At 46.4% G+C, this 22226-nt stretch carries 22 protein-coding genes and 1 pseudogene; 11 read left to right on the top strand and 12 right to left on the bottom strand.

What is annotated here, in order from left to right:
* Positions 1 to 403 precede the first annotated feature (403 nt).
* From mtbA to argS, 4 genes are all read left to right on the top strand, one after another.
* On the top strand, positions 404 to 1423 hold the full coding sequence (gene mtbA / locus V7O63_RS03085) for a methylcobamide:CoM methyltransferase MtbA (protein WP_340820058.1): 1020 nt from the start codon (positions 404 to 406) through the stop codon (positions 1421 to 1423).
* A 132-nt stretch (positions 1424 to 1555) separates the two neighbouring features.
* The gene (gene twy1, locus V7O63_RS03090; RefSeq protein WP_340820059.1) at positions 1556 to 2494 is read left to right on the top strand and encodes a 4-demethylwyosine synthase TYW1; all 939 of its coding nucleotides are present in this window, start codon (positions 1556 to 1558) and stop codon (positions 2492 to 2494) included.
* A 115-nt stretch (positions 2495 to 2609) separates the two neighbouring features.
* Positions 2610 to 3854: a peptide chain release factor aRF-1 gene (gene prf1 / locus V7O63_RS03095; protein WP_340820061.1), complete on the top strand. Its 1245-nt coding sequence runs from the start codon at positions 2610 to 2612 to the stop codon at positions 3852 to 3854.
* A 54-nt stretch (positions 3855 to 3908) separates the two neighbouring features.
* Complete coding sequence (gene argS / locus V7O63_RS03100) at positions 3909 to 5612, top strand: arginine--tRNA ligase (protein ID WP_340820063.1); 1704 nt, start codon at positions 3909 to 3911, stop codon at positions 5610 to 5612.
* Positions 5613 to 5705: 93 nt separating this feature from the next.
* On the opposite strand, the gene V7O63_RS03105 is transcribed toward argS, so the two are convergent.
* Positions 5706 to 7091 (bottom strand): ATP-binding protein, encoded by a 1386-nt coding sequence (locus V7O63_RS03105; protein ID WP_340820064.1) that lies wholly within the window; start codon positions 7089 to 7091, stop codon positions 5706 to 5708.
* Positions 7092 to 7310: 219 nt separating this feature from the next.
* On the opposite strand from V7O63_RS03105, the gene V7O63_RS03110 reads away from it, so the two are divergent.
* Positions 7311 to 7610 carry a DUF427 domain-containing protein gene (locus V7O63_RS03110; protein ID WP_340820065.1) on the top strand — a complete coding sequence of 100 codons (300 nt, stop codon included), beginning with the start codon at positions 7311 to 7313 and terminating at the stop codon, positions 7608 to 7610.
* A gap of 10 nt (positions 7611 to 7620) precedes the next feature.
* On the opposite strand, the gene V7O63_RS03115 is transcribed toward V7O63_RS03110, so the two are convergent.
* Entirely contained in the window at positions 7621 to 8415 is a 795-nt protein-coding gene (locus V7O63_RS03115; RefSeq protein ID WP_340820066.1) for an RsmD family RNA methyltransferase, read from the bottom strand.
* Between the two features lie 67 nt (positions 8416 to 8482).
* On the opposite strand from V7O63_RS03115, the gene V7O63_RS03120 reads away from it, so the two are divergent.
* Positions 8483 to 8791 (top strand): hypothetical protein, encoded by a 309-nt coding sequence (locus V7O63_RS03120; protein WP_340820067.1) that lies wholly within the window; start codon positions 8483 to 8485, stop codon positions 8789 to 8791.
* A 76-nt stretch (positions 8792 to 8867) separates the two neighbouring features.
* Here V7O63_RS03120 and V7O63_RS03125 read toward each other — a convergent pair whose 3' ends face one another.
* Together V7O63_RS03125 and V7O63_RS03130 are read right to left on the bottom strand one after the other, a co-directional pair.
* The gene (locus V7O63_RS03125) at positions 8868 to 10505 is read right to left on the bottom strand and encodes an acetolactate synthase large subunit (protein WP_340820068.1); all 1638 of its coding nucleotides are present in this window, start codon (positions 10503 to 10505) and stop codon (positions 8868 to 8870) included.
* A gap of 3 nt (positions 10506 to 10508) precedes the next feature.
* Positions 10509 to 11876: an NAD-dependent succinate-semialdehyde dehydrogenase gene (locus tag V7O63_RS03130; RefSeq protein WP_340820069.1), complete on the bottom strand. Its 1368-nt coding sequence runs from the start codon at positions 11874 to 11876 to the stop codon at positions 10509 to 10511.
* A 154-nt stretch (positions 11877 to 12030) separates the two neighbouring features.
* Here V7O63_RS03130 and V7O63_RS03135 point away from each other — a divergent pair.
* Positions 12031 to 12243: pseudogene (locus tag V7O63_RS03135) on the top strand (DUF3795 domain-containing protein); the annotation flags it as partial.
* A gap of 241 nt (positions 12244 to 12484) precedes the next feature.
* Positions 12485 to 13261: a YoaP domain-containing protein gene (locus V7O63_RS03140; RefSeq protein ID WP_340820070.1), complete on the top strand. Its 777-nt coding sequence runs from the start codon at positions 12485 to 12487 to the stop codon at positions 13259 to 13261.
* A gap of 302 nt (positions 13262 to 13563) precedes the next feature.
* On the opposite strand, the gene V7O63_RS03145 is transcribed toward V7O63_RS03140, so the two are convergent.
* Positions 13564 to 14928, bottom strand: a complete 1365-nt coding sequence (locus V7O63_RS03145; protein WP_340820071.1) for an NAD-dependent succinate-semialdehyde dehydrogenase — start codon at positions 14926 to 14928, stop codon at positions 13564 to 13566.
* An 85-nt stretch (positions 14929 to 15013) separates the two neighbouring features.
* Positions 15014 to 15445 (bottom strand): DUF61 family protein, encoded by a 432-nt coding sequence (locus tag V7O63_RS03150; protein WP_340820072.1) that lies wholly within the window; start codon positions 15443 to 15445, stop codon positions 15014 to 15016.
* A gap of 137 nt (positions 15446 to 15582) precedes the next feature.
* Between V7O63_RS03150 and V7O63_RS03155 the strand changes: the two genes are divergently transcribed.
* The gene (locus V7O63_RS03155; RefSeq protein ID WP_340820073.1) at positions 15583 to 15867 is read left to right on the top strand and encodes a nucleotidyltransferase family protein; all 285 of its coding nucleotides are present in this window, start codon (positions 15583 to 15585) and stop codon (positions 15865 to 15867) included.
* 36 nt (positions 15868 to 15903) lie between these two features.
* Here V7O63_RS03155 and V7O63_RS03160 read toward each other — a convergent pair whose 3' ends face one another.
* Positions 15904 to 16926 carry a Fic family protein gene (locus V7O63_RS03160; protein ID WP_340820074.1) on the bottom strand — a complete coding sequence of 341 codons (1023 nt, stop codon included), beginning with the start codon at positions 16924 to 16926 and terminating at the stop codon, positions 15904 to 15906.
* A 115-nt stretch (positions 16927 to 17041) separates the two neighbouring features.
* Here V7O63_RS03160 and V7O63_RS03165 point away from each other — a divergent pair, with 115 nt between their 5' ends.
* Positions 17042 to 17971: a ribose 1,5-bisphosphate isomerase gene (locus V7O63_RS03165; protein ID WP_340820075.1), complete on the top strand. Its 930-nt coding sequence runs from the start codon at positions 17042 to 17044 to the stop codon at positions 17969 to 17971.
* A 24-nt stretch (positions 17972 to 17995) separates the two neighbouring features.
* On the opposite strand, the gene V7O63_RS03170 is transcribed toward V7O63_RS03165, so the two are convergent.
* From V7O63_RS03170 to V7O63_RS03180, 3 genes are read right to left on the bottom strand one after another with little or no spacing between them, the layout of a single operon-like run.
* A complete protein-coding gene (locus V7O63_RS03170) occupies positions 17996 to 18286 on the bottom strand; it encodes a helix-hairpin-helix domain-containing protein (protein ID WP_340820076.1) in 291 nt (96 codons plus the stop codon).
* 3 nt (positions 18287 to 18289) lie between these two features.
* Positions 18290 to 19024 carry a SagB/ThcOx family dehydrogenase gene (locus tag V7O63_RS03175; protein ID WP_340820077.1) on the bottom strand — a complete coding sequence of 245 codons (735 nt, stop codon included), beginning with the start codon at positions 19022 to 19024 and terminating at the stop codon, positions 18290 to 18292.
* A gap of 32 nt (positions 19025 to 19056) precedes the next feature.
* Positions 19057 to 19713 carry a methyltransferase domain-containing protein gene (locus tag V7O63_RS03180; RefSeq protein WP_340820078.1) on the bottom strand — a complete coding sequence of 219 codons (657 nt, stop codon included), beginning with the start codon at positions 19711 to 19713 and terminating at the stop codon, positions 19057 to 19059.
* A gap of 51 nt (positions 19714 to 19764) precedes the next feature.
* Here V7O63_RS03180 and V7O63_RS03185 point away from each other — a divergent pair, with 51 nt between their 5' ends.
* Positions 19765 to 20340 carry a DNA-3-methyladenine glycosylase I gene (locus tag V7O63_RS03185; RefSeq protein WP_340820079.1) on the top strand — a complete coding sequence of 192 codons (576 nt, stop codon included), beginning with the start codon at positions 19765 to 19767 and terminating at the stop codon, positions 20338 to 20340.
* 15 nt (positions 20341 to 20355) lie between these two features.
* Here the strand turns inward: V7O63_RS03185 and V7O63_RS03190 are convergent, their stop codons facing one another.
* Positions 20356 to 20838: a metal-dependent hydrolase gene (locus V7O63_RS03190; RefSeq protein WP_340820080.1), complete on the bottom strand. Its 483-nt coding sequence runs from the start codon at positions 20836 to 20838 to the stop codon at positions 20356 to 20358.
* A gap of 5 nt (positions 20839 to 20843) precedes the next feature.
* Positions 20844 to 22106, bottom strand: a complete 1263-nt coding sequence (gene sppA, locus V7O63_RS03195; protein ID WP_340820081.1) for a signal peptide peptidase SppA — start codon at positions 22104 to 22106, stop codon at positions 20844 to 20846.
* Between the last annotated feature and the right edge of the window lie 120 nt (positions 22107 to 22226).

The following is a 22226-nucleotide window of genomic DNA, read 5'->3' on the forward strand; positions in this document are numbered from 1 at the left end:
ATTGCAGCATATATGTTTCATCTGCATAGTTCACGTTTATTTCCTCAATATAGGTATCTTTTATATGTAGAGTTGCGGCTGCTCGATGTTTTCTATTTATATTTTGTGCCTTATGTGTATCTGCTATAAATAGTATAATAATTATGTCATATATACAAAAATGAACTAAGTAGTATACGATTATTGTCGCCGTATTTTTTAATAAAACAGTATCAATGTGCCTTTTTAATTGTTTATTTATTGCCGGCAGACACAAAAAAGAATCCAGTCAATGATTATGTATTTATGTCTTTCCAGTCACTACCTGCTGTATGTTATATTTAAAGTTAACTGATCCCTTATGGTAAAATATATATGCTAGTGAACCAAACTTGGGCTTAATCACAATATGGAGATCATATCTATGGCAGAATATACACCAAAAGAAAGATTAGCAAGAGCACTTACAGGCCAGCCTGTTGACAGGATGCCAGCAGTCTCAGTAACTCAGACCGGAACAGTTGACCAGATGGAAGCCTGTGGAGCTTCCTGGCCAGAAGCAAACTACGATGCCCAGCAGATGGCAACCCTCGCTGAAGCAGGTCACACTGTAGTAGGTTTTGAAGCTGTACGTGTGCCTTTTGACATCACTGCAGAAGCTGAGTTCTTCGGCTGTGAGATCAAGGACGGCACAAAGGAACAGCAGCCATCCGTAATTGGTCATGTTGTATCAAGCATGGAAGATATCGAAAAGCTCAAAGGCTACGATCTTAACGACGGCAGGATCAACGTCGTATGTGATGCGATCAAGATCCTTGCAGACAAATATGGAGATGAGCTTCCTATTATGGGCAGTATGATCGGTCCTTTCTCCCTTGCACAGCACATCAATGGTGACAACTGGTTCATGGAGATCATGACAAATGAGGAATTTGGTCTTGCACTCATGGAATTCACAACCGAGTTCAGTGTCGCATATGCAAAGAAGATGGTAGATAACGGTGCAGATACAATGGTCATCATAGACCCAACCGCAAGTCCGCAGCTTATCGGTAATGAGTTCTATGAGAAATTTGTGGTACCTTTCCACAAGAAGGTCTGTGATGAAATGCGTGAGCTTAATGTTGCAACAGTACTTCACGTATGTGGTGACACGACAAAGGGTCTTGGAGTCATGGAAACATGTGGTGTGGACGCTATCAGTGTTGACCAGAATGTAGATGCTGCAACTGCTGTAGGGAACGTGAAAAATGCTGTCATCATCGGTAATCTCGATCCTGTGAACATGCTCTGGAACCAGACTCCTGAAGCTATCAGGGAAGAATCACAGAAGGTACTGGATGCAGGCATAGGTCTTCTGGCTCCCGGATGTGGTATTGTCAGCAAGACACCTACTGAGAACCTCCAGGCAATGGTAGAGATGGCCAAGAGCCACAAATATTGAGATACATCCGTATTTCATCCTCCGTAGCACCGGTCCTTTTTTCTATACTTTGGGGCCGGTGTTTGCTACTCTTTTCTTAGATCTGTATTTTTCCACACATTTATATATACTGAAAATCTACTAGACCCAGAGATGGCCCGAAGAAGAAAGAAAGATATTGAGATCACGGATTTCAAGAGCCTGCTGAAGAAGCAGGGCTACAGTCTTGCAGGAAAACATAGTGCTGTTAAGACATGTCTCTGGCTTCGTCGTTCCATCAAGGACGAAGGTGAGTGCTACAAATCCATCTTCTATGGGATTACTTCCCATCGCTGTCTCCAGATGACCCCCACTCTTATATGTAACCAGAAATGCCTGCACTGCTGGAGACCTACTGAAATAGACGTTGATATGCCTACAGACTATGATTCCCCGGAGGACATAGTCAGCTCCGCGATCGAGTCCCAGAGAAAACTGCTGACAGGATTCGGACATTCTGCTCCTCCCCACCTCTGGAAGGAAGGGAACGATCCAAAACATGTTGCGATATCCCTTTCCGGTGAACCAACACTTTTCCCGCATCTTCCTGAGCTCATAGAGGAGTTCAAAAGGAAAGGTTTCACAACTTTTGTTGTGAGCAACGGCACTGTGCCTGAAATGATGGCAAAGATAGACCCTGCTCAATTATATATGAGCCTTGATGCCCCTGACAGGGAGACCTACGAAAAGGTCTGTGTCCCCAACTCCCCCCGCCTGTGGGACAATATCCTCAGGTCACTGGAGATCCTCAGGGATAAGGAAACAAGGACTGTTATCCGTATCACCCTCATCAAAGGCGTCAATATGTTCGACCCGCAAGGCTATGCAGAACTTATAAAGATCGCAGATCCGGATTATATAGAGGTCAAAGCCTACATGCACCTTGGTTTCTCCAGGAAGAGACTCCCGCGTGAAGCTATGCCTTTACCTGAGGAGGTTCTTGAATTCTCAGAAGAACTGGCAGATCATCTTGGTTACAAGGTTGCAGGTAACGTTGAGGTCAGCAGGGTCGTACTGTTATCAAAAGATGGTTCTGTGACCCATCTGATGTGACATTCTTATCACGATCTGTCACAATCTATATTTATAGCAAGGGCGTAAAGCAACCAAAATAATCGAAGATATAGACTATCTCTTTACTTTATATTTCAAATGGAGTATTCACACAATGTCAGAACAATCTGCTCATTCAAAATATGAATTTAAAAAGTCACTGGAGGAGCTACGTACCAAAAAAGGACGTGGTACAGAGCTTATCTCATTGTACATCCCTCCCACAAAGCAAATATCTGATGTAACATCACAGCTCAGGACAGAGCACGGTCAGGCTGCTAACATCAAATCAAAGGTAACTCGTGATAATGTACAGGGTGCACTTGAATCCCTGTTATCAAGGCTCAGATATGTGGAAGTCCCTGAGAACGGTATCGTTTTCTTCACAGGTGCTGTGGATATAGGCGCAAACAAGACCAATATGGAAACACGTATAGTCGAGCCTCCTCAGCCAATAGTGACCTATAGGTATCACTGCGATTCAGCCTTTTTCCTTGAACCTCTTGAGGAGATGCTGAAGGATGCAAAGACATATGGTCTTCTGGTGCTTGACAGAAGGGAAGCAACAGTAGGTCTTCTTGTTGGTAAGCGCATCGAACCTTCAAGGAACCTGACCTCTACGGTTCCTGGAAAGCAGAGGAAGGGTGGTCAGAGTGCACACAGGTTCCAGCAGCTCAGGCTTATCGCTATCCATGATTTCTACAAGCGTATCGGTGATGCTGCAAGTGAGGTCTTCCTGACAATAGATCACAAGGACTTCCAGGGAGTGCTTATCGGCGGTCCTTCCCCTACAAAGGAAGAGTTCGAGTCAGGTGAGTTCCTGCACCATGAGATCCAGAAGAAGGTGCTTGGTCTCTTCGATGTTGCATACACTGACGAGTCCGGTCTTTCAGAACTGGTGAATGCTGCCAGTGACAGGCTTGCAGATATCGACCTCATGGTTGAGAAAAAGCTCATGCAGCGCTTCTTAACAGAACTCGTTGCTGATTCAGGCAAGGCTGCCTACGGTGAGGTACAGGTCCGTGAGAACCTGAACATCGGCGCTGTAGAGGTACTTATGATATCCGAGGGCCTGAGGGCAGAAAGACTCACCCTTAAGTGTCCGAATGGGGATTATGACAATGCTATCACCCGTAATTTCAAACCGGGTGAAGAGGACACTTCGAATATCCCATGTCCTGTATGTGGAATGAATGTCGAGCTTGTAGAAAGGGTCGATATCGTGGATGAACTCTCAGAACTTGCCGACCAGATGGCAACGCAGGTGGAGTTCATATCAACCGACTTCGATGAAGGTTCCCAGCTCCTGAACGCATTCGGCGGAATAGTGGCTATCCTGAGGTTCAGTACCGGTGTCTGATCGGGCCGGTATCATTTTACTTTTTATTCTTATCCAGATAATGTAGGTGTTATTTTGTTCCTTGAATTTAAAAGACAGGTTACAGAGGCTCTTGAGAATGCCCTTTCGTCCCTTGGTTACGAGACGGACGACCTGGGACTTGAGCCATCACAGCATGCAGATATCGCTTCAAAGGTCGCTTTCAGGCTGGCTGCACAGGCAAAGAGCAATCCTAAAGAGCTCGCTGAAAAGATAGTGGCTGCAATCGAACTTCCTGAAGGTTCCCTTATAGGCGATATCAAGACCGTTGGTCCTTACATCAATATATCTGCAGGACGCAATTACGTTGACGACACGGTGAACGCCATACTTGATGAGAAGGAGGCTTTTGGAGGCAATTTCTGCGAAGGCAGGATACTCATAGAGCATACCTCTGCCAATCCTAATGGTCCACTCCATGTAGGCCACATCCGAAACTCGATTATCGGTGACACACTTGTACGTATACTCAAGAAGGCGGGTTATGATGTCGAGACCCAGTACTATGTTAACGATATGGGTCGTCAGATAGCTATCGTTTCATGGGCACTCTCACTTTTCGAGTTCGACACGTCAAGAAAACCCGATCACGCAATAGCAGACGTTTACATCAAGGCAAATGCGATCCTCAATGAGGAACCTGACAAGGTAGCTGAGATCGACAAACGCATGCAGCTTGTGGAAAGTGGAGATGAGGAGACCATCAAGAGCTTTGATGAAGCTGTGGAATTTGCAGTAACAGGTATCAAAGAGACCCTTCTGCGTATGAATGTCAGCCATGACAGTTTCCCTCATGAATCCAGTTTCATCCGTTCCGGTGCCGTCTCCAGGATCGTTGAGGAGATAAAGGAAACCGGAAGGACAGAGGATGACAACGGTGCACTTGTTGTGGACCTTGCAGACTACGGCTTTGAAAAGACACTTGTCATCCAGCGTAGTGACGGAACCTCTCTCTATACGACACGTGACCTTGCGTACCACGAGTGGAAAGGAGAACGTGCAGACAGGATGATCGACGTGCTGGGAGCAGATCACAAGCTCATCTCCGGTCAGCTCAAGGCAACTCTCAATGCAATAGGTAAGAAGGAACCTGAGATCGTTATCTTCGAGTTCGTCTCACTCCCTGAAGGTTCCATGAGCACACGCCGTGGGAAGTTCATCTCTGCTGATGACCTGCTCGACCAGATAGAGGAGAGCGCATATGCAGAGGTCCAGAAACGCAGACCTGAGATGGAAGAAGAGTTCAAGAAAGAGGTCGCCAGCATGGTTGGTATCGGTGCTGTCAGGTACGATATTGTGAAGGTCTCACCTGAGAAGTCCACGGTATTCGACTGGAACGAGGCACTTGACTTCGAGAAGCAGGGTGCTCCATTCATCCAGTATTCACATGCAAGGGCATGCAACATTCTCAAGAAGGCAGAAGAGGAAGGTAAATGGGACCCTGAAGGAAAGATCGATCCTTCACTTCTTACAGAGGATACCGAGGTCGACCTTATCAAGAAGATGGCAGCTTTTGACAGTATCATCGATGCTTGTGCAAGGGACCTGAAACCACACACAATTGCCATATATTCAAGAGAACTCGCAGATGCTTTCAATCAGTTCTACAGGTTCGTGCCTGTTGTAAGTGCTGAAGAGGACGACATAAGGGCAAGCAGACTGGCCCTTGTGAACTGTGCAAGGATAGTTCTTGCTAATGCTCTCGATACTCTTGGTATCGGTGCACCTGAATCAATGTGAGAGGGCGGGAGCTTTCTCATCTCTTATCTTTTTTTCACAGAATGAGGTAGAAGCTGAAATGGAATTTCAGTAATGCACCACTATTCTTATTGATCAATCTCGTTCAGTGCATTCTCTTTTGATGTCTTCCATATCAAAAGCAAGAAAATCAAGTTTTTCTTTTCCGTCGATCTTTCTGGCTATCAGGCAGTAGTTCTCGTTCCATGTGCCACTAACCTTTTTTGATTTCTCTTTCAGTTTCTCTATTATGCTTATGGCTTCCTTTTCTGAGAGATGTTTCCATTTAACTTCACAGAACAAGGCATCATGACTGGTCTTGTCAAAGGCGATAAGGTCGATCTCTGTTTCTTTTTTCCACCATTTCCCGATATCAGTGAATCTGAAAGGCAGTTTTTGCTGTTTATTCAGCATTATGAGCACCTCCTTTGCCACATCTTCGTACGCATATCCGAAATACGTATTCAGATCCTTCATGACAATATCCTCTGCAAGCTCTGGGTCAATTTCGAAGGTTCCGTAGTGTTTGTAGATGAACCTGAACCAGAAGTTGAAGAAATTATCCTGCAGGAAATATCTGGAGTTACGTGACCCTCCGGATATCACTGGCTCTTCCTTTTTGACCAGTTCATATTTGTTTACAAGCTCGTTGAGGTATTTTGAAACCGTTCCATGTGGTATTGCGGTGTAATCTGCTATGTGTGAAGGGATGACTTTGCCTGATGCAATGGCCTCAAGGATGGAAAAGTACCCTTTGTGCTCTGAACCGAATTCCAGAACGAGTATGTTCTTTGCTTCTTCCATGAGCATCTGTGTCTCTACGAAGAGCTTCCTGAAGACGCTCCGGGCATCCGGCTCGCTGAACTGTGCTGCAAGGAGCAGGTATTTTGGTACTCCTCCCAGGATGAAGTAGGTCTTCATTGCCTCTTCCAGTTCGAAGGAGCTAAGACCGTTCAGGAAGACATAGCTGTCTGCAAAGGTGAAAGGCTTGATGTTAAAGAGGTAGGTAGCCCTGCCAAAGAGTGGTTCTTTGCTTTCCTCAAAGATCCTCTTCATCATTCCCACAAAGGAACCTATGACTATGAACATGTGTTGACTTTCGCGGTGATGAGCATCCCAGTATCTCTGGAATTTGGAAAAGAAGTCCGGGTTCACTTTTGCAAAGTTCTGGAACTCATCAAGTACTATCACCAGCTTTTCCTGCATACCGAATACGATCGTGAAAAAGTCGTCAAAACTATCCAGACGCGGCCTGATGCCTGTCATATTCCCAAGTTCGATCTCCAGATCACGCAACAGAAGCTCTTCACTTTTTGTCTCCACGAAGAGGTAAAGGCTTTTCCTGTCCTTCACAAACTCCTTGCTCAGCTCGGTTTTCCCCACACGCCGCCTCCCATAGAACACGACCAGGGATGAAGCAGGAGCATTGTATATCTCTTCAAGCTGAGAGAGTTCCTTCACGCGGCCATAGAATCTTACCATACAGTAACTTACTGTCCAGTAAGTATATAGGGTTTGTGATTTGAGTCTTATAAAGACCGTCGGACTGTACCTGACCGTATGGGTATTATTCGGTGGGTTCGACATCAAGGCCGCTCTCGTTGATGAGGAGAGTTAGCTCTCATTTTCCGTCCAACCCCTGTCCCTATACTCCAAAGGCTTAAGGTATTTGATGACAGAATTGTCAGGGGAGTTATCCAAATGGCTAAAGCTACATGGAACGGTGCTGTTCTCGCAGAGAGCAATGAAACCATTGTGATCGAAGGAAATCATTACTTTCCACCGGATTCGGTAAATATGGAATACTTCAGGAACAGTGACCTTCATACGACATGTTCATGGAAAGGTGTTGCCAGTTATTATGACATCTCTGTGGGCGGAGATGTGAACAGTGCTGCTGCATGGTACTATCCCGAGCCGAAGAAAAGTTCACTTGAGATCGTCGGGAAGGATTACAGCAACTATATCGCATTCTGGAAAGGTGTTTCAGTAGAGGACTGACGCCATCCGTCTATTTTCTCAGGTCGAACACCCATCTGCTTATCCCCGGTGCAACATTCCCACATCTCCGATGGAACAGGACTTCAAATCCCATGTCCTCATACCTCTCGATAAGTTCCGGAATCTCCTCTTTGGGTTTAAAAGTGTAGAAATGGACATGTCCTCCTGTTCTCACAAGTGAAGAGATTCTTTCAAGGAAATGGTCCATGCCATATGGTGTCGGGATTATCGCCCTGTCGAATTCCATATTGAGCATATTGGGTATGCTGTTAGCATCGGCATTTATTACCTGGACATTATCCTGAACTTTATTGAGCCTGCAGTTCTCTGTAAAGGATCTGCAGGCGTCACCGTTCATTTCCACTGCAACGACCTTCGCACCGGCTGCAGCAGCAGGTATGGCAAAGGGACCCACACCGCTGAACGGTACAAGCACGTTCTCGCCGGCTTTTACCAGGGATGCTATCCTTTTCCTTTCGTATGAGAGCCTGGCATTGAAAAAGGACTGCTTCAGGTCTATCCGGTAAGAGAAGCCGAACTCCCTGTGGATGGTTTGCGTACCGTTCCCGGTGATTATCTCAAAGTCTGCAACCCGCCTGTTGCCTTCAAGTTTTGAGATCTTGTTCAGCACGGTCCTGATGTTCTGCATCATTCCCATGATAGCACGGGCCATCTCTTCATTGTATGATCTCAGTTCTTCAGGGACAGAAACAATAGCGATATCTCCAATAATATCAAAACGATTTGGCAGATCCTCCAGTTCCTTCTCCGGTATGATCCCTATTAGCTCATCTTTAAGGCTCATTTTTCAGTCATTTTTGCTAATGCGATAAAGCATTAAATCATTGATGCATAGGATATTCTTAGATAATATGTCAGAGATCGTGGTCGAGATAGTACGTTTCAGGGTCATAGCCGGAGTAAATGAGGAAGAAGTACTCGCTGCATCCAACATCATGATGAAAGAGCTTGGTTCACTGGATGGTTTCATAGACCGTGAGCTGTTGAAAAAAGATGATGGTAGCTGGATGGATATGCTTCACTGGAAGGACATGGATTCTGCCATCAGAGCAACAGAAGATGCTTTAAAACTCCCACTGTGTCTTGAATATTTCAAACTGATCGATGAGTCGAGTATGGAAATGGAGCATTACAGTGTAATGCAGCATTTCGATATCTGACCTGATCCCTGTCAGGATATATATCTTTCTGGCAGTTAGCTCTCATTTTCTATCAGGGACAAGTGGCTTTTCTGATCTAGATCTCACAGAAACTGTTCTTTAGTTTTTCTGTAAGTTTGATGTTCTCGGAATAATCCACCGGTACATCCAGAAGCCAGACGCCACCTGCACTGAGTGCTTCTTCAAGTGCTGGTTTCAATTCCTCAGCACTTTCAACTTTGACACCCTTTGCACCGAAGCTCTTAGCGAGCATAACAAAATCAGGATTGTTGAACTCGATACCTATAGTCTCATCAAAGGCTTTTCTCTCATGCCATTCGATGAGTCCGTACTTTGAGTCGTTGAAGATAACTACAACGAAATTGCACCCAAGCCTCACAGCGGTCTCAAGGTCCTGGAGGTTCATGAGGAAACCGCCATCTCCTGCTATTGCCACTATCTTCTTCTCAGGTTTGATCAGGCTTGCTGCAATTGCACCCGGAAGTGCGAATCCCATGGTTGCGAGTCCGTTGGATATGAAGACCGTATTTGGTTCATACGCAGGGAAAAGGCGACCGATCCATAATTTATGCGCACCCACATCACTTATCAGAATATCATCCCTGTCAATGGATGCTCTGACATCGCTCAGTATCCTCTGTGGTTTTATCGGGAATGATGTATCCTCAGTATAGTCCTCTATCTCAGCTCGCATTCTTGAACGGACCTTTGTGAACCTGTCAGGCATCTCCCTTGTGAACTCACACTGTTGCCTGAGGCTGAAAAGTGCCTGTCTGATGCTGCCGATGAGCATTATATCAGGAACATAGTTCTCATCTATCTCAGGGTGGTCGGTGTGGATGTGTATTATCTTCTTGGACTTATCAGGGTTCCAGAATTTAGGTGTGTATTCAACGTAATCGAATCCTATACATATCACAAGGTCGGCCATCTCAAAACCACACATGATGTGGTCACGGTCCTTGATACCCATTGAACCGAGGTAATGGTCATCATCTGCCGGTATCGCACCTTTTCCCATGAACGTTGTCACCACAGGGAGCCCTGTGAACTGGACCAGTTTCCTTAGTTCAGTAGCTGCATCCTCCCTGAAGATACCATTGCCTGCAAGGATGATAGGCATGGAACTCTCTTTAATCATAGCAGCAGCTTTTCTGAGCTCTTTCTCATCATGGATACTGATATGAGGATAGACCTTCCTGATTATCGGTTCCTTTGCAGTTTCCTCTTTGGCAACATCCTCGGGAAGCTCTATGTGTGTTGCACCCGGTCTATCAGTGGCTATATCGAATGCCTTGTGGACGATCTCGGGAATGAAATCAGCCCTTGTGACCTTGGAGTTCCATGTGGTGAACTGTTTGAACGCGGTGACGATATCGATGTACTGGTGTGATTCCTTGTGTGTCTTCTCAAGGGCTGACTGGCCAGTGATAGCTACAAGAGGTGCCCTGTCAAGTTGTGCATCGGCGATACCTGTTATAAGATTCGTGGCTCCGGGTCCGAGTGTCGCAAGACATACTCCTGGTCTGTGAGTGAGCCTTCCGTATACATCTGCCATGAAAGCCGCACTTTGTTCATGTCTTGTAGGGATGAATCTTATCTTTGACTTTCTGAGCGATTCTGTAAGGTCTATGGTCTCCTCGCCGGGCACACCGAATATGTATTCAACACCTTCATTCTCAAGACACTTCACAAAGAGGTCACTGGCTTTCATTCTTTAATACACCTTCATTGATTTTACATTCATGAATTCAAGCATACCTGTACGATACAGTTCTCTTCCCACGCCACTCTTCTTCATTCCGCCAAAGGGAAGTCTCGGGTCGGAGGCGACCATATTGTTTACGGCAATGACACCAGCTTCGATATGCCTTGTCATTTTCATGGCCCTGGATGTCTCTTTGCTCCAGATACAGGCACCAAGTCCGTATTCCGTGCTGTTAGCTATCCCGATGGCCTCTTCATCGTTACTGAAAGTTATTATGGGTGCCACAGGTCCGAATACCTCTTCCCTGACAACCGGTGCCTCTTTTGAAATATCACTTAGTACCGTTGGTGCGTAGAAGAACCCCTCACCCTCCTGAGGTCCGCCTTCCAGGATCACGTTAGCTCCCATTTTCAGTGTCTCGTCCACCTGCTGCTTTACCATACTCCTTTGCCCCTTACTTGAAAGCGGTCCGATGTCGGTATCAGGGTCCATGGGGTCACCTATCCTGAGTTTGCTTACATTGTCTATGAAGAGGTCAGTGAAATCCTCCACGATACTTTCATCAATTAGTAAACGTTTGGCTGCAATACAGCTTTGTCCACAGTTCTGGAAACGGGCTGTAACTGCTGAAGTGGCAGCTTTTTCGATGTCAGCGTCGTCAAGGACTATGAACGGATCACTTCCGCCAAGTTCCAGTACGAACTTCTTGATGTTCCTTCCTGCAGCTTCTGCTACCTTTTCTCCGGCTGGCCTGCTTCCTGTGAAAGTCACAGCATCGATCTCATCCCTTGATATCAGTGAGGATGCAGTGGGACCATCAACAAGAAGCGTCTGGTAGACACCTTCGGGAAACCCGGCTTCTATGAATAACTTCTCTATCTCAAGGGCACACATGGGAACACTACTTGCATGTTTCAGCAGCACTACATTCCCGCCTGCAAGGGCTGGTATTCCGAACCTCAGTGCCTGCCAGAATGGGAAGTTCCATGGCATGATGCTCAGAACGGTTCCGACGGGTTCGTAGACAAAACCTGATGTTTCCGCATCGGTCTCAACGAATTCAGCTGCAAGGAATGTGTCTGCCTGCTCTGCAAAATAATCGCATGCCCATGCACACTTATCTATCTCTGCGAGTGATTCCTTGATAGGCTTGCCCATTTCCTTTGTTATCGTCTCTGCAAGTTCCTCTCTCTTTTCCCTGAGAACCTCGGCAACACACTCTATCGAAAATGTCCTCTCGACAATGTCCTCCATTTTCCATTCATCGAATGCCTTTCTTGAATTTGCTATCTTCTGGTCAACTACTTGCTGGGAATGGAGGCCGAACTCTCCATTCAGTTCACCGGTTGCAGGATTGACCGAACTTATCTTACCCAATTGTGATTCCCCTGTTGGATTATATGAAGTACGGGAATTTTCACTCCCTTCTTTTATTTAATAGTTGATAGGATATATAATTGATTTAAAAAATCCCTGAAAGCACCTTCATTTGCAGGAACAGTTTTCAAAAATGAAAATGATAGTTCTATTCATGGAGGATCCTGAAACCATTTCTCTTATAGCTCCCTGCGGAATGAACTGCGGTATTTGCGTGGCATATCTGCGGGAGCGGAACAAATGTCCGGGATGTAGGGGACCAGATGATAAAAAACCGGTCACCCGCTGGAAGTGTAAGATAAAGAACTGCTCTACTTTCCAGAAGGATGATCCTCAGTTTTGTTTTGAATGTGAGGATTTTCCCTGTAAAAGACTGAAACAACTGGATAAAAGGTACCGGACCAGATACCAAATGAGTATGATCGGGAATCTTGAGAACATTAAGAAATCAGGATTATCGGACTTTATCAAAAGTGAGAAAACAAGATGGACCTGTCATGAATGCGGAGGTATCATTTGCGTTCATAAAGGCTATTGTTATAGCTGTGGTGAACCGTACGATAAGTAGGACCATTCAAAGGACAGGATCGTAAAAGCTGGAGGAGTCGATGAACGACATTGAGATCATTGACCTGACCCCGGAGAATATTTCCGAATACGGTGTATGTGGCTATAAGGATGTAAAGAAGCACCTTGAACTGAGAAACAAGATAGACTGGTTCAAAGAGTACTATCCAAAAGGTCTGAGAATTAAAGCCCTCATCTCAGAAAAAGGCGGGTATCAGGGCATGCTTGAGTACATTCCCGGCAAATATGCCCACAGGCCCGTGGATGCTGACGGATACATGTTCATCCATTGCATCTTTGTTGGCTTCAAAAAAGAGTTCAAAGGCAAAGGATATGCTTCCCTGATGATAGACGAATGCATCAAAGAAGCGAAAAATGAGGGCATGCACGGGCTTGCTGTTGTTACCAGAAAAGGTTCTTTCATGGTGAAAAAAGAGATCTTTCTCAAAAAAGACTTCACCGTGGTTGATAAGGCAAAACCTGATTTTGAATTGCTGGTTCTGAAATTCAATGAGGATGCACCAGGCCCAGAGTTTAAGGATATGGAAAAAGTTCTTGAGAACTATAAAGAAGGACTCTATATTATGCGCTCGGCCCAGTGTCCTTATACTGAAAAGAATGTGAATGCAATTATTGGTACTGCAAAAGATGAATTCGGGCTGGATGCAAGACTGATAGACCTTGAAGATTCAGATGCAGTTCAGAACTCTCCATGTGCTTTCGGTACTTTCTGCATCATTTATGATGGAGAGGTAATCAGTCATCATCCTATCAGCAATAAGCGCTTTGTGAATATAATGAATAAAAAGATTAAATGAGAGTTTAGGCTCTGTCAAAATCCTTCCGATCTCATCTTTGAACTCAGTAATTTTCAATAACTTCATCATTCCAATGGTCTTCGGCATATGACAGAGGGGGAATGTGCCGCCTGCGGCGGGTGGTTATATTGTTCTTTGTTGTCAATGATCTTTAGTAGAGCTATCAGAAACACGAGGCTGCAGGGGACAATAAGTTTGACTGATCGGAAGCTATGGATCACTTAACCATCCCGGAGGATTCCGGCGAAACCGGCACGATCCCAAAAGATGCCAAAATAATCTGTTGCTTAAACTTTAGATCCTCACATCAATTTCACAGACTTGATGTTCATGAACTCAAGGAAACCATGTCTTGAGAGCTCTCTACCCATGCCGCTTTTTTTCACTCCACCGAAAGGAAGGCATGCCTGTGGTGTACAGAACGAGTTGATCCCCACCATTCCGGTCTCAAGTTCAGAGGCGATCCTCATGGCTCTTTCACGGTCCTGACTCCATACACTGGCGCCAAGTCCGAACTCGGAATCGTTTGCAAGTTCGATGGCCTCTTCCTCAGTTCTCACAGTTATTATCGGTGCTATGGGTCCGAATGTTTCCTCACTCATGACCTTCATGTCCCTGGTTATGTTTCCGAGGACGGTTGGAGAGTACATGTATCCCTCACCTGCCATCCTTCCACCGGGAACAAGGGCTTCCGCACCCTTTGATATGGCATCCTTTACCTGTTCTTCCAGTGCCGGTATCTGCTCATCCCTTACCATTGGACCTATATCTGTCTCAGGATCCATGGGGTCACCGATGTTCAGCTTGTTGGTTCCCTCCACAAACCTCTCGGTGAACTCCTCTGCCACATCCTCCATGACAATGAAACGTTTGGCTGCTATGCAGGTCTGCCCGGTATTGATGAAACGGCTTGGAACACCTGTCTTTGCTGCCATCTCTACATTTGCATCATCAAGGACAAGGAACGGGTCGCTCCCGCCAAGTTCCAGCACGAACTTCTTCATATTGTGGGCGGAGAGTTCGGCCACCTTCTGTCCGGCATCGAATCCTCCGGTGAATGATACGGCTTTGACTTCATCCCTTGAGATAAGTGAGGATGCGTTCCTCCCGTCGATCAGCATGGTCTGGAAGACACCTTCAGGGAATCCAGCCTCAAGAAAGATGTTCTCGATCTCAAGTGCACACAGGGGCACATAGCTTGAGTGCTTCAGGAGCATGACATTCCCACCTGCAAGGACATGGGCGGCTGCACTGAGAACCTGCCAGAAGGGGAAGTTCCATGGTTTGATCGCAAGTACGGTTCCCATAGGTTCGTAGTGTATCGTGGAATTGCATAATTCCTCTGCAGGTTCGGGTTCAAGCATCCTCTCTGCGTTATCAGCAAAATAGTCGAACATGGTGGCACATTTAGCAACCTCTGGAACAGCCTGCTTGATGACCTTTCCCATCTCGGTTGTGATGAGTTCCCCATACTGCTGCTTGTTCTTTCTCAACAGCTCTGCGAAGTTCTTCAGAAGCTCATTTCGCTCTGAGATATCGGTCCTCTTCCATTCCCTGAACGTCTCAGCAGACTTTTTGAGCATCCTGCTAACCTGTTCTTCAGTATGCATTTCAACTTCGCTGATGACTTTTCCTGTTGTCGGGTTGATGGATGGGATGGTGGTCATGATAGCTCCTCGATATAATTGATATAATTGCAATGTCCCATATTTGGTATTATTGATTGGTGAAAAATGAGAGTATTTTTAAGTATCATCTCATAGCGATCTGCACAACCGTAGGATACTTTCTCATGATGGCATAGGCAATGGACTTTCCAACCCACATCTTCCCCTGCTGCATCTGTCTCATCTCGCTCAGTTCACCAAGTATCTGTAATGCAGAAAGTGCGTCAGGGTCGTTAAGGTAGCAACTGTCAGGGACCTTTGTGTCCGAAAAGAAGATTATCGGCAGCTTTAACTTGCCATGGAGGTCAGGTGGCAATCTTTCGCTGAGGTCTTGCAGTACATTGATGTCAAAGACGTGCTCTTTCCCCACTTTTGTCCTTGAGACAGGTTTTTCCTCTTCAAGAAGGCTGGCAAGGCTCTTACGCTCGGAAACGATGCCATCGTTCAGCTTTCCTATCTCCAGTCTCATCCATCTTGTGAGGATGGAATCATTGGACAGTGGATATCTGTCGGACATGTATCTGGTTCTCCTTTCCTGTATTCTTCTATGTTCGTTTCACTAGATATAATTCTACATCGAACAGGTTGAAGCTCGTTGGTCATTTTTATTTTCTTCAGGATCAAAGATTTAAACTTTGTCAACGAGTATTGATTATGGTTGCTCTCAAGCTCTTGAAGGAGCATGAAGACGAGATTAGGGAACTTTTTGGTGTTAAGAGGATAGGTCTTTTCGGATCATTTGCCAGAGGCGAAGCCTTGAAAAGAAGCGACGTAGATGTGCTTGTAGAGTTTGATGAGGGTAAGAAGACATTCAATAACTATATGGACCTGAAGTTCTATCTTGAGGAGCTTTTTGAAAGGGATGTGGACTTAGTAATTGAAACAGCTATCAAACCCAGGTTAAAGGAGCACATAATGAGGGAAGCTGTCTATGCCTGAAGATACAGGGCTGAAACGAGTTGTACGCTCATATGCTCATATCAGTTCATCCAGATGGTCATACCTGAGCTTATAGTAGGTTCCTCTTCCTGTTCTTCCAACCTGTACGAATATCTTTTTCTTCACCAGTTCCTGAAGGTCGCGTTTTGCTGTGGAGGCACCGAGGTCGCACAGTTTCTGGTACTCCTTGTTGGTTATCTTCCCCATCTCACGGGCAAAGCGGATCGCTTCTATTTGTCGGTCCCTGAGACCTGTCTTGATATATTTGCCCACGGTGCCGTAGTCGCGACTTATGTTCAGTACGGCATTCTCCACCCTTGAGGCCTTCAGTGCAAGGCCATAGAGGTAGTATTCCAGCCATTCGTTCATGTTAGGCTCTTCACCGTCAGTGCCTTCCAGTCTATCGAAGTAGTCCTTCTTTCGCTGGTTGAAGAATTCCTCAAGAGTGAAAAGTCTCTTTGCTTCCCTGAAGTTCCTGCTAAGCAGGTATGAGGAAATGCTCATTGCAATGGTACCGCTAGCCCTCTCAAAAGGATGCATACGATAGAGTTCGTAGTGTACGATACCTGCGACAAGTGTAGGGACCATCTCTGATGCTTCCTCACCATATACCCAGTCAATGAGGTCACGGACACAGTATCTCACTCTTTCGGGCTCCATGAAACCTTCAGCCATCGTTGTCCTGTACCTGCCTATCTCATCAGCAGGGAGTATGTCTTTCATGGCAATTCTGTGCAGTTCAAGTACCATATCCTCGGATATGTCTTCATCAGCGTTCTGTAGGTAATCATTCAGCTCCAGAAAGTTCAGTACCTGCTTCTTGTCGGTCTCGTCACCGAAAATATCCTGTCCATTCACCAGTTTGGTTACCTGCCGGATGGAAAGCCCGTTCCCTTCCAGACTGGTTGCATGGTAGGTTAGCCTGAAAAGGGTATTGATCTGGAGGCGCCTTTCCCATGCAGGAGGCACGTGGGTGTTGAGGATTATCTCCCTTGCCGCCTGTATCCTTGCCAGTAAACGTACTATCCTGTCACTGTACTGGAAATCCGGCTGGTACATATTGTGTCTCACTTTCCTGGCTGGCTGAATATAGGACCGAACAAGCTACGTTCAAGGTCTGGTAAAAAGCTAACTACAAGACTAACTATAAATTCCTTAACTACGACTTATAAGTATGGATGAGTTGGCCGACCTCAATATTATAGCAGAGAAGATAAGGACCATGGAGATCAGGGGAGCGGGAAGGATCGCTGTTGCAGCATCTGCCGCTTTAAGGGACTATGTGACGAAACTGAATCCCCTCCCCATGGAAGAGTTCAATACAAAGCTCGAAGAGGCTGCAAAGATACTTGTGGACACAAGACCCACCGCTGTCTCTCTTCCGAACGCGGTTGCTCTCACAAAAAGACACAGTGCAACCAATGTCAGTGATGCGATCCACGAGATAAACGTCAATTCAGAGAAGTTCATCAAGAATGCAGAAGAGGCACTGGACAAGATTGGCAGGATAGGTGCTGAGCGCATCCACGACGGCGATGTCATCATGACACACTGCAATTCCCATGCAGCGATATCGATCATCAAGACCGCCTTCGACCAGGGAAAGGACATATCCGTTATCGCCACGGAATCCCGACCCAGAAGGCAGGGATTCATCACCATCAGGGAGCTGAACGACTATGGCATCCCGACGACCCTTATCGTAGATTCGGCTGTCAGGCTGACTATGAAGAAAGTGGACCTTGTGGTGGTCGGTGCGGATTCTATCACTGTCAATGGAGCCCTCATCAACAAGATCGGCACCTCCCAGCTTGCAATGGCAGCACAGGAAGCACGCAGGAACGTCATCGTTGCTGCGGAGACCTATAAGTTCAGTCCTCGTACACTCCTTGGTGAGATGGTTGAGATAGAGGACCGCTCCAGTGACGAGGTAATAGATGCTGATATCCTCAAGGACCTTCCAAACGTGAAGGTAAGCAATCCTGCATTCGATGTAACCCCTGCAGAGTATATCGACCTGATAATAACCGAGGTAGGTGCTTTCCCACCGGCTATGGCTTTCACGATCCTGAGGGATTATCTGGGACTTGAGATGGAGGTCTGACCAGATCGGTCATAACTGGAAGCATCAATCCTTCCAGTTCCACCATTTTAAGAGTTCAGGGTCATGTTCATCATTAGATGCAAAGTAGACGGCACATCTGAAGACGTAAAGCATGCACCTGTCAACCTGTTTTCCCTGAAAGTCATATAACTGATGATAGAGTTCTTCGGGGTCCCTGTTCCTGAGCTCTTCAGTGCTTCGAATACCCATATTCCACAGGTCATCAGCGATCACCTTTCCTACACCGGGAATCTGCATAAGCTCTTTTGTAATGGTTTTGTAGTTGTCTGTTCCGGCTGCTGTCATATCACTCATATCTCATTTCTTCCCCACGGTTGCCACGTATATGACGAACTCGTTCTCTCCATCGATCCCTAGCACGGGATTGATCTCCTCATCAAGGAAAGCTGCGATGGCACAGACCCCACAACCAACGGATACTGCACTGAGATAGAGGTTCTGGCAGGTATGTCCCGCGTCCAGATGCAGGTAACGGTACCCTCTCTGCCCATATCTCCACGCCATCCTGTAGGGTACTGCTGTCCAGATGAATGTCACCGCACTGCTCTTTACGAACGCCTGGTCCAGACATCCGTGCTTTACCCTGTCAGCTATGTCCTTGCCCATATCGACCTCAACGAGCTTGTGTTCGACCGGGAGGAAGCGATAGAGTCCTTTTTCAAGCTCCTCTACATTGTTCACAAGAATATAGGTCTCAAGTGCGTGTCTGGCTCCTGCCGAGGGTACGGTCCTGAAGGTCACCACGTCCCGGACCACTTCCTTTACTCCCTGTGTGCACCAGAGCAGGTATGACAGTTCCTCGATGGACAGTGGTTCTGAACTATAGTTCCTGATGCTCGTCCTATTTTCGATGGCCTGTCTCAGGTCCATATCTTCGACTTCGATGCTCTTAGGTAACGGCAGGTCTCTTATCCTGTCCGAATCCTCAACTCCCTTTTCGAGCTCCGGCTGCGGATAACCCATTGACTGGTCTGACATGTCCAGATACCTGTACTGTGTCCTTTCCATGAACTCTTTTCCGGTATTCTTCATGATCCTATGCTCCCGTTATCCTCAAAAAATGCTTATCCGTTCTTCATCCGTTTTGCCATTATGACTATAAAGGACCCTCTTCCGAATCCATTCTCTGCTTTTTCCGGTTCCCTGATTAAATTCAGTGGTTTGAAAAGCGTCTGTGTGACAGTAATATCCCCGAAACCATGCTCTTCCAGTATTGATATCATATCTTCTGTAGTACGAAAGGAAATATTCATGTAGAACCTGCTCTTTGGTGCTTTTTTACGGTACTTCCTGCCAAGGATGCTGTTCTTCTCTACAAAAGCGATGATAAAGGACCCTTCAGGGGTCAGGACCCGATATATTTCTTCCAGTGTCGGTTCTGCATCCATTAAACAGAAACTTGTAACTATCAGGACAAGTTCCATTGATGAGCTTTTGACAGGAAGCGCTTCTGAAACTCCTTTTATGCACCAGACTCCCCTGCGTGCTGCAATTTCCAGCATACTGGCCGAAGGGTCAAGTCCATGGGTTATGCCCAGTTCCGCTGCAAACCTGCCGGTTCCAACACCGATCTCAATAGCGTTCTTTCCAATGCCGGGAGGCATCAGTTTTCGGATGGCTCCCATCTCAGATGTATAGACCGCCGGATTCCTGTCGTACCAGCTATCATATTTCCGGGCACGGCTGTCATAAACGGTTTTCTTCATGTTCCCCATTCCCATACAGGATTCTCTTAAAGAAACTATAAAAGCTTTCACACCTCTCTGAAATATATGAAGGTCAGATGTGAGTGGGCTGAGTTCAACGAACAGGAAATAGAGTATCATGACAAAGAGTGGGGAACACCCGAACATGATGACAGGAAACTGTTCGAGTTCCTGATACTGGAAGGGGCACAGGCAGGACTTAGCTGGGATACGATCCTGAAAAGAAGGGAGAACTACAGGAAAGCTTTCGATGGTTTTGATTACAACAGGGTCGCTTCCTATGATGAAGCAAAGATAGGGGAACTGCTTCAGGATGCGGGTATCATAAGGAACAAACTGAAAGTACGTTCTGCTGTCAGGAATGCAAAGGCATTCATCGAGGTAAGGAATGAGTTCGGTTCATTCGATAGTTATCTTAAGTTCTTCCTGCCGGACGGGAAGCCGATACAGAACTCATGGGAATCAATTTCAGAGATCCCTGCAAAGACCGATCTGTCGGAGATGATCAGCAAGGATTTGAAGAAAAGGGGCTTCAACTTCGTGGGTCCCACGATAGTGTATGCTTTCATGCAGGCTGTGGGAATGGTCAATGACCATGTGACAGGTTGTTTCAGGTATCAGGAATGCAGGGATATGGAATAGTTCTCAGGAACGTGTTCAGGCTCTTTTCCAGTATCTGTAGCTAAATATCATGAATGCTGGCAGGAAAGCGAGTGCACATAACATGTATATCGTTCCTGAGCCTGCAACTGCGAAAAGAGGGTTGACCGGCAGAGGCCAGAAAGGACTGATGTCCGTGTAAAGGGGTGCATCAAGAAGTACGTGGCTCCATATCCCGATTATGGCTCCTGTCAGGACCGAATGTAATGAGTAGCTTTGCTCTATTCTCAGTCTATCGGTAATTTTTTGCAACCATGTCCTTTGTGAAAAGACCAGCCATGCAAGTAGCAGTCCTATGGCTGTTGCGACCAAAAGGGTGTGCAGTGGTCCGTGAAGAGGCCTGCAACCTGTGAACATGCAGTATGTGGCTCTCACATCTATAATGACGCTTCCGATCAAAATAGAAAAGAGGTTGACCTTTTTCTCAAAGACCTCTCCGAGAAGTAAGGCCGGTCCGAAATGGAAAGGTGTGAAGGGCATTCACATCAACTGATGTATCCGTAGGGGTTTCCTTCGTAATAGGTTATGAATTCCTCTGAGGTTACGTCCACACCTGTCTCTGAGCTGAAAAGCAGGCTTGAGAGAGTTGGTTTGTTCATGTATACCACGGTTGGCTCACCTTCGATCCCGCCAAGCTCTGCTGCCATATCTATGGAATCGTAGAGATTGCCCATCTCGTCCACAAGACCGAGTTCCTTTGCCTCGGATCCGATGTAGATCCTTCCGTCTGCAAGGGCTTTGACCTCGCTGAGGCTCATATCCCTGCCTTCTGCCACGTCCTTGATGAATTCATTATAGACCTGTGAAACCACCTTGTTGGCATACTCCTTCTCTTCGTCAGAAAGTCCTCTCCACGGGTATCCCATGTCCTTGGTCTCTCCTGATTTCACCACATAGTATTCGATACCCTCGGAATCGTAGTATTTCGAGAGGTTCTGGAATATCCATATCGTTCCTATGCTTCCAGTCATTGTGGTGGGATTGGCAACGATAAGATCTGCCGGGGCTGAAAGATGATATGCTGCACTGGCTGCGGTGCTTCCCATGGATACTACCACAGGTACTCCGCTCTCACTTGCCTTTTTGACCTCGGAGTATACTTCCTCGCCTGCAGTGGATGATCCTCCTCCACTATTGACCCTCAGGACGATGGCTTTCACATCCTCGTCATCCAGGGCTCTCCTGATGTTGTCCGAGATCTCTTCGGAGCTTACGTAACCGAATCCACCTGGCACGGTACTGGTAACAAGGGTTCCTTGAATGTAGATGACCGCTACCTTGCCATCTGAAGAATAGATATCTCCATTGAATGCCTGGTAGATGGCTGCAAAACTTGCACCGATGACGAAAAGGAGAACTGCTATAATGGCAACGTACTGCCATTTACGGCTTTTCTTTTTGATAACAGGAGGCTCCCGGGATGGTTCTGTATAGGCCTTTCTTCCTTCAGCCTGTGGTTCGGTTTTTACTTCTTCCACGGCTGGCTCAGGAGCGATATATGCAGGTGAACCGCTTGCGTTGTCCTCTGTATTATCTTCGGTCTGCACGGTCGCAGTCTCGCCGGACACTGCGACTACGTTTTCATCCTCAACAGGCGTGTCGTTTTCAGATACTCTGACTTCTTTATCGTCCGAAGGGACGGAGCTATCGCTGTCCTTCTCTTTATCGTCATAGCTATACGGGTAAGTATGATAACCGGGATAGTCCCCATCATCCTCTGTTTTTCTATCTTTATTGTCTCCTGTCATCTCATTTCCATCCCGCGTATAACATGTCCGTGAACATTCAAAAACCTTGCCTCATGACGGGCGAGCGAAATATATTTTATAATTGCACGCAATGCAACATCAGAACTATCGAGTAATTCC

Source organism: Methanolobus sp. WCC4 (assembly GCF_038022665.1).
GTDB lineage: Archaea > Halobacteriota > Methanosarcinia > Methanosarcinales > Methanosarcinaceae > Methanolobus.

Coding starts and splice junctions, on each gene's coding strand:
- V7O63_RS03170 (WP_340820076.1), bottom strand. CDS start 18,286: ATGAGTGATATGACAGCAGCCGGAACAGACAACTACAAAACCATTACA.
- V7O63_RS03115 (WP_340820066.1), bottom strand. CDS start 8,415: ATGAGCCTTAAAGATGAGCTAATAGGGATCATACCGGAGAAGGAACTG.
- mtbA (WP_340820058.1), top strand. CDS start 404: ATGGCAGAATATACACCAAAAGAAAGATTAGCAAGAGCACTTACAGGC.
- V7O63_RS03190 (WP_340820080.1), bottom strand. CDS start 20,838: ATGCCCTTCACACCTTTCCATTTCGGACCGGCCTTACTTCTCGGAGAG.
- V7O63_RS03155 (WP_340820073.1), top strand. CDS start 15,583: ATGGTTGCTCTCAAGCTCTTGAAGGAGCATGAAGACGAGATTAGGGAA.
- V7O63_RS03175 (WP_340820077.1), bottom strand. CDS start 19,024: ATGAAGAATACCGGAAAAGAGTTCATGGAAAGGACACAGTACAGGTAT.
- V7O63_RS03125 (WP_340820068.1), bottom strand. CDS start 10,505: ATGAAAGCCAGTGACCTCTTTGTGAAGTGTCTTGAGAATGAAGGTGTT.
- V7O63_RS03120 (WP_340820067.1), top strand. CDS start 8,483: ATGTCAGAGATCGTGGTCGAGATAGTACGTTTCAGGGTCATAGCCGGA.
- V7O63_RS03160 (WP_340820074.1), bottom strand. CDS start 16,926: ATGTACCAGCCGGATTTCCAGTACAGTGACAGGATAGTACGTTTACTG.
- V7O63_RS03180 (WP_340820078.1), bottom strand. CDS start 19,713: ATGGGAATGGGGAACATGAAGAAAACCGTTTATGACAGCCGTGCCCGG.
- V7O63_RS03140 (WP_340820070.1), top strand. CDS start 12,485: ATGAACGACATTGAGATCATTGACCTGACCCCGGAGAATATTTCCGAA.
- V7O63_RS03150 (WP_340820072.1), bottom strand. CDS start 15,445: ATGTCCGACAGATATCCACTGTCCAATGATTCCATCCTCACAAGATGG.
- V7O63_RS03105 (WP_340820064.1), bottom strand. CDS start 7,091: ATGGTAAGATTCTATGGCCGCGTGAAGGAACTCTCTCAGCTTGAAGAG.
- V7O63_RS03145 (WP_340820071.1), bottom strand. CDS start 14,928: ATGACCACCATCCCATCCATCAACCCGACAACAGGAAAAGTCATCAGC.
- prf1 (WP_340820061.1), top strand. CDS start 2,610: ATGTCAGAACAATCTGCTCATTCAAAATATGAATTTAAAAAGTCACTG.
- sppA (WP_340820081.1), bottom strand. CDS start 22,106: ATGACAGGAGACAATAAAGATAGAAAAACAGAGGATGATGGGGACTAT.
- V7O63_RS03185 (WP_340820079.1), top strand. CDS start 19,765: ATGAAGGTCAGATGTGAGTGGGCTGAGTTCAACGAACAGGAAATAGAG.
- V7O63_RS03110 (WP_340820065.1), top strand. CDS start 7,311: ATGGCTAAAGCTACATGGAACGGTGCTGTTCTCGCAGAGAGCAATGAA.
- twy1 (WP_340820059.1), top strand. CDS start 1,556: ATGGCCCGAAGAAGAAAGAAAGATATTGAGATCACGGATTTCAAGAGC.
- V7O63_RS03165 (WP_340820075.1), top strand. CDS start 17,042: ATGGATGAGTTGGCCGACCTCAATATTATAGCAGAGAAGATAAGGACC.